Genomic DNA, 14,269 nt, shown 5'->3' with positions numbered 1-14,269 from the left:
CCGGGCGCGGGCGTGGGCCCTGGCCGCCCCCGGGGCAGCTGTGCGCGCCCCGCCGGGGGGGGGCTGGGCCCCCCCCGGGCCCCCCCCCCCCCGCGCCGGCCCCCCCGCTACAGGGGGGCTCCCCGCAATGCCGAAAAGCCAACCCCTCCCCAACCCTCCCCTTGGCTTCGCCAAAGGGAGGGAACAAAGATGCAGTGCCGAGCCATGCTCGGCAGGGGGCTTCACCGGTAGAGCCACAGCCGAGCATGGCTCGGCTCCACACAGGAACGCGGCCGGCAACCATTGTCAGCTTCGCGGCTTACGCCGCTCCTGCAACACCACCACAGCGGCCGTGGCACACTGCCGCCATGCGCGCTCGCCTGCCCCTGCTCGGTTGCCTGCTTTGCTTGCCCATCGCGGCCCTGGCGGTTGATCCGCCTCCCACCAGCTCGGCAGACAACGTACGCATCTACCGCTGCGTCGGCAGCAACGGCGCGGTGTCGCTGCAGGATGCGCCCTGCACCAAGACGCATCAGCAACAGGTGCTGGAGATGACCAGGCCGAAGGACCCACCACCGCGACAGGCCACTACAGCAGCCACGACCACAACCGCACCGGTGATCCAGCGCGAGGTCAGGGTAGTCACGGTGCAGCCACCACAGCCGATGTATGAGTGCGTCACCAGCGATGGCGAGCGCTATACCAGCGACAACAACGACGGCAACCCACGCTGGGTACCGACCTGGGGCTATGCCTACCCGCTCCACGGTCCCGGCCACGGAGGCCCACGCCCGCCGCGCCCACCCGGCGGTGGCGGTATTCCGTGGCAAGCCGGTGTCGCGGTGCCGATGGGTTCGGTGCTGGTCCGCGACAGTTGCCATGCCCTGCCACCGCAGGAAGTCTGCGCGCGGCTGCGCGATCGGCGCTGGGAACTGATCCGCCGCTACAACAGCGCGCTGCAGAGCGAGCGCCAGGAATTGATGCGCGAACAACGCGGCATCGACGCCAGGCTTGAGCAGGATTGCGGGGGGACCTGATGCGTGGCCTGATCATGCTTCTAGTGCTAGCCAGCGCCGCCGCGCAGGCAGGCGAGGTCGTGTTCTACCGCTGCACCGATGCCAGCGGCGCACTCACCGTGCAAAACATGCCCTGTCCCAAGGGCACGCAGCAGCAGAGCAAAAAAATCATGCAGGCAGTGGAAAGCCCGCCACCTCCGCCACCGCTTGCGAGCCCAGCCCCTGCAGCACTACCGCGACTGATCGCCGTGCCTGTTCCCGCTGCTGCGGCACCCGAGCCGGCGAAGGCCGCGGCAGTTGTGGTGGCACCGCCCGTACCGCTGCCCGAGCTGTTCCAATGCCGCACCCGCGAAGGCCAGACCTACTTCAGCGAAACCAGTGAGCCGCCGTCACGCTGCGTGACCATGCAGGTCACCGGCCTGGACGGCAACCCGAACACCGGTGCCGGCGATGCCTGCGAAGTGGTTCGCGATACCTGCACGGCAGTCAATCCAGTGCAGCTGTGCACCAGCTGGGAGCAATGGGTAAACGAAGCGGAATCGGAATGGCGTTTTGCCGCGGCCAGCCAAGCCGAGACGCTGCAAGAGAAATACCTCCGCCTGCAGTCGCTGCTGGCTGGCAGCGACTGCAAGACTCAGAAGCCGTAGCGCAGGAAGCCGCCATCCACCGCGATGCATTCGCCGGTGACATAGCTTGATGCCGGCAGGCACAGGAAGCTCACTGCAGCGGCCACTTCTTCCGGCTCACCGATGCGACGCATCGGCGTGCGCGCGATCACTTCATCGTAGTAATCGGCATCGGACAACGGCCCGGAAGTGCGGCGGGTGCGGATGTACCACGGCGCCACCGAGTTGACGCGAATGCCGTCCTCGGCCCATTCGCAGGCCAGGTTGCGGGTCATCTGCTGCATTGCCGCCTTGGTCATGCCATAGACCACGCCGCTGCGCACATGGGTGATGCCAGAGACGCTACCGACGTTGACGATGGCCGAAGACGCGTGGCGGGTCAGCAACGGATGCGCGTAGCGACACAGCTCGAAGGCCGAGAACAGATTGGTCTCGAAGATCCGGCGCCACTCGTCTTCGGAATATTCGGTTGCCGCCTTGGTGGTGTTGCCACCGGCGTTGTTGACCAGGATGTTCAGGCCATCGCTGTGGTCTTCGACCCAGTCGAGGATCTCCTGCCGATCCTGGTCATCGCTGACGTCGGCTGACAGCGCATGGATGGCCCGCTCGGGAAACGCATCAGCCAATTCATCGCGTGCGGTTTCCAGCGCATCGGTATCGCGCCCGACGATCAGCACATCGGCACCAAAGCCCAGCAGTTCACGTGCGATTGCCAGGCCAATACCGGCACTGGCACCGGTGACCAAGGCGGTTTGCCCATCCAGGCGCCAACGCTGCGGGTTCATTGTGTTTCCTCATCGATGCGGGGTGCGGCGCCTGTGAAGGGACGCTGCAGGAAGTTGGGGCTAGGATAGCTGCCTGAGCCCAGCGGAGCATGCCGATGAAGCGTCTTTCCCTGTTGATGATGCCGTTGCTGCTTGCCTTGGCAGCGTGCAAGCCACAAGCGCCGGACACCGAACGCAGGCCCGATCCGCAGGCCACAGCACTACGTGATGCAATGAAGAAGGATCTGGATCAGGCCAAGGCCACCGCAGCGGCGGCCGAGCAGGCCAGCAAAGCGCAGAAGGCCGAGCTGGATGCAGCGGTTGGCGCCACCGATACCGCCAAATAGCACGTCGTCTGTAGTGCCGAGCCATGCTCGGCAGAGGCTTTCCTGGTAAAGCCCATTGCCCCCCCCCCCCCCGCCGGCCCCGCCCCCCCCCCCCCCCCCCGCCCCCCCCCCCCCCCCCCCCCCCCCCCCCGCCCCCCCCCCCCCCCCCCACTACAGGGCAGAAACGACAACGCCGCCCGAAGGCGGCGTTGTCTGCACTCACCCATCGAGCGCGCTTACAAACCGCAGAAGCAGTAGGCCAGCGACTTCACCGGTGCGCCATTGCGGTCCTTCACTGCGTCCTCGACAAAGCGCAGCTGGGTGTCCAGCTCCGGCATCTGCTTGGCAATCAGCATGCGCGCAATGCCCGAGTCGGCCAGCATCCAGGCGCCGGCACGGCTACCGGCAAAGCCGGTCATGAACTGCGCGAACGGGGTGGCGGCCTTCTCGATGTAGCGCACGCGGAACTTGTCGCTTTCACCAAGCTTGGCGCGCTGCGCCGCATCGGCAACGGCCGCCTTCAAACCCCCGAAGGCATCAACCAGACCGCGTTCCTTGGCCTGCGCGCCGCTCCACACCCGACCACGTGCGACTTCATCCACCGCTTCAACCGGCTTGTTGCGTGCCGCTGCCACCTTGCCGGTGAAATCGGCGTAACCCTTGTTGATCACCGACTGGATCACCTGGCCCACGGCCGGGTCCATCGGCCGGGTCACATCGAAGGCACCAGCAAAACGGGTGGTGCCAACGCCGTCGGTGTGCACGCCGATCTTGTCCAGGCTGCGGGCGAAATTCGGGATCATGCCGAAGATGCCGATCGAGCCGGTGATGGTGGATTCGTCGGCATAGATGCGGTCGGCGTTCATGCTGATCCAGTAACCACCGGATGCGGCCATGTCCCCCATCGACACCACCACCGGCTTGCCGGCGGCCTTGAGCGCTTCCACTTCACGGCGGATCTGCTCGGAGGCGAATACTTCACCGCCGGGCGAATCCACGCGCAGCACCACCGCTTTCACGTCATCGTCGTCGCGTGCCTCGCGCAGCAGCGCCGAGGTCGAGACGCCGCCGATGCGACCGGCCGGCAGGTCACCGCCAGCGATTTCACCTTCGGCCACCACCACCGCTACCTGCGGACGCGAATCCATCGGCGACCGGCGTGCGTCGAGCTGGGTCAGGTAGTCGCCCAGGCCGATCTGGCGGTAGCCACCGTCAGCATCGCCGTCGGCCACGCCGCGCTCGGTGAGCAGGGCGTCCACTTCTTCGCGGGTCTTCAGGCCATCCACCAGCTTCTGCTGCAGGGCGAAGCGAGCCAGGTCACCCTCGGCTGCGGCAACACCTTCCGGCAAGGTGTCGATGCCGGCGGCCAGCTGTGCGGCGTCGAGCTTGCGTGCCTTGGCGATGTCGCCGAGGTAGCGCTGCCACACGTCGTTCATCCAGAACAGGTCGGCTTCCTTGGCCTGCGGCGAGGCGGCGTCCAGCACATAGGGCTCAGCGGCGGACTTGAACTCGCCTACCTTGAACAGGTGCACGTCCACGCCCAGCTTGTCCTGCAGACCGCTGCGGAAGTACTGGCGATAGCGACCCAGGCCTTCCAGCAACAGACCGCCCATCGGGTCGAGGTAGACCTCGTCGGCCTGCGCGGCCAGCAGGTACTGCGACTGGCCCATGTTCTCGCTGAAGGCCACGACCTGCTTGTTGGCCGCACGCAGATCCTGCAACGCCGCGGTCACTTCACGCATCGAGGCGAAACCGCTGGGCTGCAGCTTGTCCAGCTGCAGCACCACACGGTTGATCTTCTTGTCGTCCCTGGCCGCTTCAATGGCACGGATCAGGTCACGCAACTGCAGTTCTTCGGCATTGCGTTCGCCCAGCGCCTTGCCCAGCGCGCGGCTGAGCGGATCGGTGCTGTACTGCTCGACCAGCCTGCCTTCCGGAGCGATCACCAGGGTGGTGCCTTCCTGCAGCGTCGGTGCCGATGAAGCGCCCTTGCCCACGGCGATCATCAGGACGATCAGGACCAGGAACAACAAACCAAAGAACAACAGGTTGAGGATCAACCGCCGGGTAAAGTTCATCACATCCCAAATGCCGATGAAGAAGCTGGCAACGGGATTGCGGCGTGGCACTGGGGGGGGATTCATGGACGCTCCGATTGGGGCTGGTTGCAAGTCAGGATACGCATAACCGGAGGCCACCGGCATAGCCTTTAAGTCAGGGGGCGGCCTGGGCAATAAGTCGGCGGCTGCTGACCCGCCGCCGCCACCCCAATAGCACCGCGGCCACGGTCAAGCCAATGATCAGGCCAATCCACATGCCCTGCGGGCCCCAGCCCAGACCCAGTCCAAGCCCGGCGCCGACCGGCATGCCCACGCCCCAGTAGGCGAACATGGCAATGAACATCGGCACCCGAGTGTCCTTGAGCCCACGCAGGGCGCCAGCGGACAGCACCTGGATGCCGTCGGGGATCTGGAAGGTGGCCGCATACAACAGCAAGGTGGAAGCCAAAGCGGCCACCGCAAGGTCGTCGGTATACAGCCCCACCACCGCGTCATGGCCCAGCAACAAGGCGGTGATCGACACCAGTTGGGTCACCAGCACGATCGCGTAACCAGCCCAGGTGGCACGGCGCACGCCCAGCGGATCATTGCTGCCGACGGCATGGCCGACGCGCACGGTGGTGGCCTCGGCCACGCCCATCGGGATCATGAAGCACAGCTGCGCCACATTGATCGCAATCTGGTGGGCACTGGCCTCGGTGGCACCAATGCGCCCGATCAGCAGCGCGGTGATGATGAACAGACCGCCTTCCATCAGCACGGTGATGCCGATCGGCAAGCCGGTGCGCAGCAGGTCCCAGATCGCACGCGGACGCGGCAGCTCGAAGTGGCTGAACAACTGCAGGTGGGCGAAGCGCTTGGTGGTCCACAGATAGGTGGCAAAGGCGATGGCCTGCACCCACATGGTCACCGAGGAGGCGATGCCCAGGCCTTCGGCACCGAGCTCGGGGAAACCGAACTTGCCGTTGCAAAGCGCGTACCCCAAAGGACCGAGCACCAACAGGCCGCCGAAGCCAATCAACATGGTCGGCAGCGTCCAATGCATGCCTTCACTGAGGTAGCGCATGCAGAAGTACAGGGTAAGCGCGGGCACGCCCCAGCGGATGGCATGCAGGAAGTCGGTGGCACCGGGCACGATTTCAGGCGCGATACCGAAGGCTGGCAGGAACGCCGGGACCACGCTCAGGAACAGGAACATCAGCGCGCTCAGGCCTACGCCCAGCCACAGTGCCTGGCGGAACAAGGGACCGATTTCGCGGTCGCGGCCAGCGCCGTGCAGCTGCGATACCGAAGCGGTGAGCGAGATCAAGGTGCCGATCGGCACCAGCATCGGCAGCCATAGCAGGGCCGTACCGATGCTGACCGCAGCAAAGGTATCGGTGCCATGGTGGCCAGCAATGGTGTTGTCGACGAAGGCAATCAGACCGGTGGAAACGTGGCCCAGCACCAGAGGCAGGGCAAGCAGACCGGTCGTCCGCACTTCTTGCATGAAGCGCGGCGTGGCGGGAGACATGGACATAGAACCAACAGACGCGGACTACGGCCGGCGCAGGAAGCGCACAGATGCCGGGTCGCGGGCCGCCTATTCTAGCGTGGCAACACTGTTGCGGCCCCGCACCGCGGATGAACAAGCGGTGCGCTGGCGCACAGCGCGGCGCTCAATGCCCCACTTTCTCGCGCAACCAGGCATCGCGCTGTGCCGGTGCCAAGGCCAGTAATTGGGTACGCAGTTCTTCACGCTGTTGCGGCGGGGTGCGCTGCGAAATCAGGCTCAGCTGCTCCAGCTGGGCGGCATCGAGCTGCCGCAGCAGGGCAATCGCCGGCTCGCGCTCGGCAGCTGGCAGGTAGCCCAGCAGGGGCTGCAGGCGCGGATACAACACACCCAGCTGCGGGCCCAGCAACCAACCATCACGGTGCATCTGGTCGATGGCCATATAGCGCGCACGCAATCCTTGGCGCTGCGCATCCGGCAATGCGGCGATTGCGGCCGCTGCCTGGTGGATGCGGTGTTGTTCACTGGCAGGCAGCGCCTGCCAGGCTGCATAGCGACTGCGAACCTCGCGCTTCTGCTCCGGGCTCATCGACGCCCAGGCACTGCGCGTGCTGACGACGCTGGCATTGACGGGGCTGGATGACAGCACTGGCACAGCCGTCGGTGCGGCCGCATGCAGTGGCAGCGCCACGACCAGAACCAGCCAGACCACGCCGAACTTACTCATCCGCATCGCTCGTTTCCAAGGCAGCGCCGACCGGTTCCGGGCGGCTGGGTTGCGGCTGTGATTCATCCACCGGGATCGGGCCACCGGCTGCATACCAAGCATTGAAATCAGCATCGCGAGCGGTATCCAACGCCGGATCGGCCAGCATTGCCGCATCGGCAGCCGCGTGCGGGTCTTCGCCCGGTCCGGCCGGGGTGCTGTCGTCGGGCAGCGCTTCCACCTGCACCGGGCCATTGTCGGCCAAGCCATTGCCGCCACTCGGGTCGGCACTCGGCGCCGTATGCGAACGCCACCACCACAGCGCCACCACTGCCAGCAGCAACAGCGGCAGGCACAGCAGCAGCCAAGTGCGCAGCGTCCACGGCTTGGACTGCTTGCGCCGCGGCGCAGGCCTGCGGCGGCGGTCGTCTTCCACGCGCAACGTGCTGATTGCAGCAGCGGCCGGAGCGGAGGCGGCAGGCAAGGCGCCGCTGATCACCGATTCGCGCAGCTGTTCGAGTTGCTGCAGGCGTGGCGGCGACAGGTCGCGGATCAGTGCCTGCACCTGTTCGGCCAAGGCGCGCCAGCTGGCCGCATCCGGGCGACCGCCGGCATCGATCGGGCAGGCACCCGTCAGAGCCTGCCGATACGCATTGACGTCCACGCCCAGCACCGCCGAGGCGGGTGCTTCATCCAGGCCGGCGCCAATCCGCAGCAACAGCGCCAGACGCTCACCCGCTGCCAGCGTGCCCAGATGGGCGAAGGCTGGCTCCCAGTTGCCCGGATTGGTCGGCTTCAGCAGCTGCGGGGTGCTGCATAGCAGGCCCCAGAAGCGGGCTGGCCATTCGACCATCAGCAGCTGCGCGGCATGCCCGGCAAACGCCCGCATGGCCACGGCCACCGCACGCTCGCCGACGGCGGCATCGCCGGCCTGCAATTCAGCAACGACCAGGGCGCGGCGTTCCACCCCGCGCAAAAAGGCGGACAGAGCATTGGCTGCGGCCGGCGAAAGAGGGGCTGGTGCAGCCATCATGTGAACTCCGTCATGCCGTGATGATACCGAGCGCACACCCTGCTGCCGACGCCCCAAGCCATTACCGGACCGATTCCGCAAGCCTCTGCAACAACTTGTGCACAGCGTCAATACGCTATGACAAGCGACTCAAGCAAGCTGCCGTGAGACTGTATTTCTTTTTTGTTTCACGGATAACTTGTTGATTTTAATTGAGTATTTGATGTGGCTATTTTTTGACCAAGTTGACCCAAAGGCTTGCTCCATCGCCCTGAACGCGTGGAGCACATTACTCACCCACAGAGTTATCCACAGGAAGTGTGGATAACAATAAATCTCCAAGCGCAGCCAGCGTTTACGCCGCATTTATGCAGGACTTCACAGCATGTGGACGCGGGTGAATGCCGGCAGCCAAACCTTCGGCTGCGGCTAAACTTGGTCCATGCCTGACTGCCCCACTCTGCGCCTCGCCCTGCCGGTGCCGCTGCCCCAACTGTTCGACTACCTGCCCCCGACCGGCGCGCCAGCGCCCGAGGCCAGTGATGTGGGACGTCGGTTGCGGGTGCCATTCGGTACGCGCGAGCTGGTTGGGGTGGTCGAGGCCATCGGCCACAGCAATGACCCGGCAGCCTTGCGCCCGGCCCTGCAGTGGCTGGATGAGGCTGCGCTGCTGCAGGGTGAACTCAGCGCCTCGCTGCGCTGGCTGGCGCGCTATACCCACGCCCCGCTGGGCGAGGTGATCGCCACCGCGCTGCCGGCGCCGCTGCGTCGCGGCGAGCCGTTACCCGGCACCCACGGCTGGGCCTGGGAACTCACTGAAGCCGGTCGCGCCGGTTACCAGCGCCTGCGCAGCGGCACCCGTCCACAACGCCTGGCCACGCTGTTGTTGGAGGGTGCGGTCAACGAAGACCTGCTGGACGATCAGCTGGAAGATTGGCGCAGCGCCGCGCGTGCGCTGCTCAAGCGCGAGCACGCGCAGCGCATCGAAGTGGCGGCGGTGATTCCGCAGCCGCGTATCGTCGCCGGCCCGCTGCCGAACCCGCAGCAGCAAGCGGCGATAGACGCGCTGCAGGCGGCCGAAGGCTTCCAGCCCTTCCTGCTCGACGGCGTTACCGGCAGCGGCAAGACCGAGGTCTACCTGCAGGCGATCTGCCATTGCCTGCAACAAGGCAGACAGGCGCTGGTGCTGGTTCCGGAAATCGGCCTGACCCCACAGACCCTGCACCGCTTCCGCAGCCGCCTGGGCATTCCGGTGCATGCGCTGCATTCGGGCTTGAACGACAACGAACGTGCTCGCGTCTGGGCAGCCGCCTCGCGCGGCGAAGCGCGGGTGATCGTCGGCACCCGCTCGGCGATTTTCACCCCGCTGCCGCAGGCCGGCTTGATCGTCATCGACGAGGAACACGACGGCAGCTACAAACAGCAGGATGGCATCCGCTACCACGCACGCGATTTCGCCATGGTGCGCGGCAAGGCCTTGAACGTGCCGGTGGTGCTGGGCAGCGCAACGCCTTCATTGGAATCCCTGCACAACGCACGCAACGGCCGCTACACGCACCTGCGTCTGCAGCAACGTGCCGGCGACGCCAAGCCACCTGGCGTGCGCGTGTTTGACGTGCGCAAGCGGCCGCTGCAGGACGGTTTGTCACCGGAAGTGTTGGTTGGCATCGAGCAGCACCTCAAGGCCGGCAGCCAGGTGTTGGTGTTCAAGAACCGCCGCGGCTATGCGCCGGTACTGCTCTGCCATGACTGCGGCTGGACCGCACCGTGCAAGCGCTGCAGCACACCGCTGCACAAGACACCGATGACCGTGCACGGCGGCGGCCGCCGCCTGCAGTGCCATCATTGCGGCGCGCGCCAGCCGGTGCCGCTGGCCTGCCCGGATTGCGCCAGCCTTGCGCTGCAACCGCAGGGCATTGGTACCGAGCGTCTGGAAGAGCGCCTGCTGCAGTTGTTCCCGGATTACCCCGTGCTGCGCATCGACCGCAGCACCACCAGTCGCCGCGACGCGCTGGAGCAAACCCTGGCAACCCTTGGCGATCAACCCGGCATCCTGGTTGGCACGCAGATTCTGGCCAAGGGCCATGACCTGCCGAAGCTGACCTTGGTGGTCGTCGTCGGTATCGATGAAGGCCTGTTCTCGGCCGACTTCCGTGCCAGTGAAAAACTGGCGCAGCAGTTGATCCAGGTCGCCGGCCGCGCCGGCCGTGCCGAGCGTCCCGGCGAAGTCTGGTTGCAGACGCACCACCCAGACAATGCCTTGCTGCACACCTTGGTCAACGGCGGCTACCATGCCTTTGCCGATGCCGAACTACTGCAGCGCGAAGCGGCCGGGTTTCCACCGTTTGCACATATGGCAATGCTGCGTGCCGAAGCCAAGCAGGTGGAGCAGGCCAACGAATTCCTCGGCGCGCTCAAGCACCTGCTTCCACAACAGAGCGACGTCGAACGCTTTGGGCCCATGCCGGCACCAATGCCACGCCGCGCAGGTTTCCAACGCACGCAGCTGTTGCTATCAGCCGAACAACGGCGTCCCTTGCACGCAGCGTTGGATGGCTTGATGGCACAGGCCTATGGCCTGCCGCAGGCGCGCCGCGTGCGCTGGTCGCTGGATGTGGACCCGATGGATCTGTATTGAGTCCGTTGGGGTTTGTAGGAGCGGCGTCAGCCGCGAAGCTGAAAATGCACGTGACCTTGGTAGAGCCGAGCCATGCTCGGCTGAAGCCTTACCGGTAGAGCCACTGCCGAGCATGGCTCGGCACTACGCTGCTACCGGTAGAAGTCGGCAATCTGGCCGGTGAACTGCTGCGGGTTGGCACCGACAAGATTGGTCAGCACCACCACTGCCAGGCCCTCGTCCGGATAGACCACAAACGCCGCTCGTGCACCGCCGAAGCTGCTGACCTGACGCTTCCCCGCCGGTCCTGTCACTGGCCAACCTGCGGCCCAGTCACCTTCGCTACCATCATTCAAACGCTCTGGCGTCCACATCCGCGTCAGGCTGGCAGTGCTCAACACGCGCTGCTGCAACAAAGCTGCCAACCACAGTGCCAGATCATCGGCGGTGGTCTGGATACCACCACCGGCCCACAGGCCTTGCGGCATATCGTAAAACCAACGTGACAGCCGCTTTGGTACATCGGCAGCATCACTGCTGCGGGGAAAGAAGCTGTACATGGTCGCCGCATTCGGCAGTACATCGTAGCTGCCACCGAAGCCAACATGCTTCATGCCCAAAACATCGAACTGACTGGCTGCCAGATGCTCCGGGTAGGGCTTGCCGCTGCGCTGGCTGATGATTCTGGCGAGCAAGCCGTAGTTGGTCTGGTTGTAGACGAACCGCTCACCTGGCGAAGCCTGCATCGGCAGCTGCTCAACCAGCTTCCAAGCCTGCGCCTCGGAGCCACCACCAATCAGCCCTTGTGCGTCGACGATATCCGGCAGGCCGGAGGTATGCGCAAGCAATTGACGCACACGAATTCCCTGCCACGCAGCAGGCAGCTGCTGCAGATACGTGGAGATCGGTACATCGAGGTCCAGCCGCCCCGCCTCGACCAGCTGCATCACTGCTACGCCGGTGAATGCCTTGGTCGCCGAGTTGACCGGAAACAGAGTTGCAGGCGTAGCTGCCACCTTGTACTCGACATTGGCCAGGCCCCGTGCCTCCGAGAACACCACCTTGCCGCCCTTGATCACTGCAACCTGCAGCCCCGGAATGCCTCTGTCCTGCATGGTGGCAGCAATGAAGCGCCGGGTTGCGTCGTTGGCAGCATCCAGCGTGGCCGCAGCCAACTGGAATGGAAGCAGGCAGAGAAACGCTACCAGGCACAGCAGGTTTCGGGGACTTGCACGTCGCATCGTCTGGCTCCGGTCGTGACTGGCTAGGGCGTGGCGAATCGCGACCACCGCGATTACCGACTCCAGAGTTGGATGCTCGAAACAACGAAAAGGTTTAAAGCGCGATCACCAGTGCCAGGCATCCGTTGGCACCATGGCTGGCTTGAACCTGGCTTTCCACAACTCAGCGCCGCGGATGCAGCACCAGCAGCTGCATCCGCTTCTGCTCACGGAAGACGGCATGCCATGCCGAACTGCCAATAGTCAGCTCGAGCTCACGACGCAGCCTTGGGTCATGCACGATCCAGGGCCTCCTGCAGACGCGACGGTTCGGCCACTCCAGGCTCGCTTCGGCAGCGAATGCCGGCCCATCCAGAGGCATCTTCATCAGCACCGCGACAGCTGCCACGCTATGCCCCCGAGTTCGTCGACATCACAGATCAACGCCGAAGCCAACACCGGCAGACTTCTCACCGCCACCAAAAGCACCACCCAATGAGAAGGAACCGCGTGTACCAAGGCGCACGCCATAGCCGATCGACAGTGCCTGCTCGCCGCCCTGGAACCCGGCACCCACCGCTATGCGGCCGCGCGCGCTTTGTCCGCCACTGGCATTGATCGCCATGTTGGTCATCGCCGAGGTCATCGCGCCCATCCGGTCGATGCGCCTGTCCTGGTTGCGCAGGCGTCGCTCCACGCCATCATGGAAGCGGGTGAAGTCGTCGCTGAATGCCGCCAACGCGCTGTCCGTATAGGCATTGGCGCTGCGCAGGGTCTGGGTTGCGGTTGTATCGGTGTACTGGTTTGCAGAAGCCAGTGTCGCGGCATCTCCAGCGCGGGCCTCGCTGCGCACTGTTGTCACCTGCGCATCGGTGTAGCCGCTGGAAACGGCCAAGGTTGCGACGTCGCCGGCATCGGCATGCGCTCGCGCCGCCTGCAAACCCATCGACTGACTATTGGCGACTTGCTGGTCAGTGTACTGATTGGCCGAACCCAGGGTTGCAGCATCGCCAGCGCCCATGTCACTACGGATGCCGGTCTCGCGGGCGTCGGTGTACTGGTTGGCCGAAGTCAGCGTCTGCGCATCCGCAGCGGCCATGTCGGTGCGTATCACCGCTTCGCGTGCATCGGTATGTGCCTTGGACGCATCCAGCGCAGCGGTGCCGCTGGCTGCGATGTCACCACGGATGGCGGCTTCGCGGGTATCGGTGTAGCTGTTTGCAGAAGCAAGGGTTGCTGCATCACCGCCGGCCATATCCGCGCGGACAGCGCTATCGCGCGTATCCGTGTACTGGTTGGCAGACACCAGCGTGGCCGCGTCACCCGTTCCCATGTCCGTACGTATCGCTGCTTCACGCACCGCAGTCTGGCCATTGGCCGCCGCCAGCGTCGCCGCCGCGCCGTTGTCAGCATACGCCTGCAGGTTGGTCTGCTGTTGGCTGACGGTCGCATCCAGTGCGCCAAATGCACTACCTACATCGTGATGTGCCACACCCTGGATGGAATAGGTCGGCGCAGCCTGCACACCGCCGCTGTAGCCCGCGCCACCGCCCAGCCATCCGGCAACTCCCGCCAATCCCGCTGTGGTGGAGGTGACCAGTGCATTCAACTGCCCAAGATTGACTGCGTCGTCGCTGGCGACACCGGCGGCAACATTGGTGATGCGCCTCTTCAATGTCGCCGAGCCAACCGACACCACATTGGCCAGGCCGCCGTCACTGCTGCCAAAGCCCAACGCCACCGATCCGCCGCCCGTGGCTTTTGTATTCCTGCCGATGGCGACATTGTTGTCTGTGCCAAGCGTTCCCGGGGAGGCAGAGAAACCACAGCAGCCCTCGATGCCTTCTCCGCCATTACCGGCCTGGCTGCCATCGCCAAGGGCGATGTTGTAATTGCCACCCGCGCCACCATTCCCACCCGTGCCCCCGGCGCTACCATCGCCGGCCTTGCCACCATTGCCGGCACTGCTACCCGCGCCGAATGCCAGGTTGTAGGTACCGCCGTTGCCGCCCACCCCGCCGTTTCCTCCGGCCGTACCGTTGGCGCCCTGCCCACCCATGCCAGCCGAGCTGCCCTGACCGATCGCGGTATTGCGGGTGGCGTTGCCTTGCCCGCCCGCAGAGCTGCTCCAACCTGGACGCGATGGGCCCGGGCCGCCATCCGCGCCTACCCTGCTGCCGTCCTGGCACGCCATCGCCGCCGTTGCGGCATCCTGGGTACAAGGCGTAGTCGCCGCGGTGCCGCCTGCGACCTCAGCCGCCTGCGCCGGCAACAACGGATGCAAACCAAGCGTGATGGCAGCCGCCAGTGCGACTTTCAGCGGTCTGGTCCTGGTAACGGACTGACGTTTCATGGCACGGATCCCCCGAATCAACAAGGGACAACGCTAACGCCGGCACCATCCAAGCCACATCCACGAAATCAGGTAATGACAGCGATTGCAGACCACGC

At 65.2% G+C, this 14,269-nt stretch carries 12 protein-coding genes; 4 read left to right on the top strand and 8 right to left on the bottom strand.

Annotation, left to right across the window (positions count from 1 at the left end; translation table 11 throughout):
- Positions 1-347 precede the first annotated feature (347 nt).
- The gene (locus tag ACVOL0_RS13130) at positions 348-1,016 is read left to right on the top strand and encodes a DUF4124 domain-containing protein (protein ID WP_481549477.1); all 669 of its coding nucleotides are present in this window, start codon (positions 348-350) and stop codon (positions 1,014-1,016) included.
- A 14-nt stretch (positions 1,017-1,030) separates the two neighbouring features.
- Positions 1,031-1,642, top strand: coding sequence for a DUF4124 domain-containing protein (locus tag ACVOL0_RS13125; protein WP_481549476.1), 612 nt, complete (start codon positions 1,031-1,033; stop codon positions 1,640-1,642).
- Here the strand turns inward: ACVOL0_RS13125 and ACVOL0_RS13120 are convergent.
- Positions 1,630-2,406, bottom strand: a complete 777-nt coding sequence (locus ACVOL0_RS13120; RefSeq protein ID WP_481549475.1) for an SDR family oxidoreductase — start codon at positions 2,404-2,406, stop codon at positions 1,630-1,632. The two genes, ACVOL0_RS13125 and ACVOL0_RS13120, sit on opposite strands and share 13 nt — an antisense overlap.
- Before the next feature lie 95 nt (positions 2,407-2,501).
- On the opposite strand from ACVOL0_RS13120, the gene ACVOL0_RS13115 reads away from it, so the two are divergent.
- On the top strand, positions 2,502-2,732 hold the full coding sequence (locus ACVOL0_RS13115) for a hypothetical protein (protein WP_481549474.1): 231 nt from the start codon (positions 2,502-2,504) through the stop codon (positions 2,730-2,732).
- A gap of 215 nt (positions 2,733-2,947) precedes the next feature.
- Here ACVOL0_RS13115 and sppA read toward each other — a convergent pair whose 3' ends face one another.
- From sppA to ACVOL0_RS13095, 4 genes are all read right to left on the bottom strand, one after another.
- Positions 2,948-4,855, bottom strand: a complete 1,908-nt coding sequence (gene sppA, locus ACVOL0_RS13110) for a signal peptide peptidase SppA (protein WP_481549473.1) — start codon at positions 4,853-4,855, stop codon at positions 2,948-2,950.
- Positions 4,856-4,925: 70 nt separating this feature from the next.
- Positions 4,926-6,290: an MATE family efflux transporter gene (locus tag ACVOL0_RS13105; protein ID WP_481549472.1), complete on the bottom strand. Its 1,365-nt coding sequence runs from the start codon at positions 6,288-6,290 to the stop codon at positions 4,926-4,928.
- Positions 6,291-6,429: 139 nt separating this feature from the next.
- On the bottom strand, positions 6,430-6,996 hold the full coding sequence (locus tag ACVOL0_RS13100; protein ID WP_481549471.1) for a DUF3106 domain-containing protein: 567 nt from the start codon (positions 6,994-6,996) through the stop codon (positions 6,430-6,432).
- On the bottom strand, positions 6,983-8,002 hold the full coding sequence (locus ACVOL0_RS13095) for a hypothetical protein (RefSeq protein WP_481549470.1): 1,020 nt from the start codon (positions 8,000-8,002) through the stop codon (positions 6,983-6,985). Before ACVOL0_RS13095 ends, ACVOL0_RS13100 begins: the two co-directional genes overlap by 14 nt.
- A gap of 421 nt (positions 8,003-8,423) precedes the next feature.
- Between ACVOL0_RS13095 and ACVOL0_RS13090 the strand changes: the two genes are divergently transcribed.
- Positions 8,424-10,619, top strand: a complete 2,196-nt coding sequence (locus ACVOL0_RS13090) for a primosomal protein N' (RefSeq protein ID WP_481549469.1) — start codon at positions 8,424-8,426, stop codon at positions 10,617-10,619.
- Positions 10,620-10,750: 131 nt separating this feature from the next.
- On the opposite strand, the gene ACVOL0_RS13085 is transcribed toward ACVOL0_RS13090, so the two are convergent.
- The 3 genes from ACVOL0_RS13085 to ACVOL0_RS13075 all read right to left on the bottom strand — a co-directional run bounded on the left by ACVOL0_RS13085 (position 10,751) and on the right by ACVOL0_RS13075 (position 14,171).
- Complete coding sequence (locus ACVOL0_RS13085) at positions 10,751-11,839, bottom strand: serine hydrolase domain-containing protein (protein ID WP_481549468.1); 1,089 nt, start codon at positions 11,837-11,839, stop codon at positions 10,751-10,753.
- Between the two features lie 163 nt (positions 11,840-12,002).
- On the bottom strand, positions 12,003-12,206 hold the full coding sequence (locus ACVOL0_RS13080) for a hypothetical protein (RefSeq protein ID WP_481549467.1): 204 nt from the start codon (positions 12,204-12,206) through the stop codon (positions 12,003-12,005).
- A 45-nt stretch (positions 12,207-12,251) separates the two neighbouring features.
- Positions 12,252-14,171: a hypothetical protein gene (locus ACVOL0_RS13075; protein WP_481549466.1), complete on the bottom strand. Its 1,920-nt coding sequence runs from the start codon at positions 14,169-14,171 to the stop codon at positions 12,252-12,254.
- Positions 14,172-14,269: the final 98 nt, after the last annotated feature.

The sequence above is a fragment of the Stenotrophomonas sp. STEN021 genome (assembly GCF_056760175.1).
This window is presented reverse-complemented; position numbering and strand designations above follow the sequence as displayed.

Coding starts and splice junctions, on each gene's coding strand:
- ACVOL0_RS13130 (WP_481549477.1), top strand. CDS start 348: ATGCGCGCTCGCCTGCCCCTGCTCGGTTGCCTGCTTTGCTTGCCCATC.
- ACVOL0_RS13125 (WP_481549476.1), top strand. CDS start 1,031: ATGCTTCTAGTGCTAGCCAGCGCCGCCGCGCAGGCAGGCGAGGTCGTG.
- ACVOL0_RS13120 (WP_481549475.1), bottom strand. CDS start 2,406: ATGAACCCGCAGCGTTGGCGCCTGGATGGGCAAACCGCCTTGGTCACC.
- ACVOL0_RS13115 (WP_481549474.1), top strand. CDS start 2,502: ATGAAGCGTCTTTCCCTGTTGATGATGCCGTTGCTGCTTGCCTTGGCA.
- sppA (WP_481549473.1), bottom strand. CDS start 4,855: ATGAATCCCCCCCCAGTGCCACGCCGCAATCCCGTTGCCAGCTTCTTC.
- ACVOL0_RS13105 (WP_481549472.1), bottom strand. CDS start 6,290: ATGTCCATGTCTCCCGCCACGCCGCGCTTCATGCAAGAAGTGCGGACG.
- ACVOL0_RS13100 (WP_481549471.1), bottom strand. CDS start 6,996: ATGCGGATGAGTAAGTTCGGCGTGGTCTGGCTGGTTCTGGTCGTGGCG.
- ACVOL0_RS13095 (WP_481549470.1), bottom strand. CDS start 8,002: ATGATGGCTGCACCAGCCCCTCTTTCGCCGGCCGCAGCCAATGCTCTG.
- ACVOL0_RS13090 (WP_481549469.1), top strand. CDS start 8,424: ATGCCTGACTGCCCCACTCTGCGCCTCGCCCTGCCGGTGCCGCTGCCC.
- ACVOL0_RS13085 (WP_481549468.1), bottom strand. CDS start 11,839: ATGCGACGTGCAAGTCCCCGAAACCTGCTGTGCCTGGTAGCGTTTCTC.
- ACVOL0_RS13080 (WP_481549467.1), bottom strand. CDS start 12,206: ATGAAGATGCCTCTGGATGGGCCGGCATTCGCTGCCGAAGCGAGCCTG.
- ACVOL0_RS13075 (WP_481549466.1), bottom strand. CDS start 14,171: ATGAAACGTCAGTCCGTTACCAGGACCAGACCGCTGAAAGTCGCACTG.